Source organism: Enterobacter sp. UNJFSC 003 (assembly GCF_036903355.1).
Taxonomy (GTDB): domain Bacteria; phylum Pseudomonadota; class Gammaproteobacteria; order Enterobacterales; family Enterobacteriaceae; genus Enterobacter.
The window spans coordinates 1-236 of sequence record NZ_JBAKHK010000356.1; the positions used below are offsets into that span (position 1 = coordinate 1).

Sequence of the window (236 nt, forward strand, 5' to 3'; positions counted from 1 at the left end):
GTGCGGTGATGTGCTGGGCGTCGACCGAGCGCAGCATTGCCGGGACGGCGTCGGCGATCGACGCTGCGATCGCGCGTCTGGCGCAGGCGGCGCAGGGCGATCTCAGCGACCAGATCCCCCCCGAAATCGCGACGAACGTGCCCCAGCTCGCGACCGCGATGCATGGCTTGTTCGCACAGTTGAACGCCAATCTCGATAGCGTGCAACGGCTCGCGATGTTCGATCCGGTGACGGGC

1 protein-coding gene is annotated in these 236 nt (G+C 67.4%); it reads right to left on the reverse strand.

The window, feature by feature from the left end; translation table 11 throughout:
- On the reverse strand, positions 1 to 236 hold a 236-nt coding region (locus V5P19_RS24525), incomplete at both ends, for a hypothetical protein (RefSeq protein ID WP_334408113.1).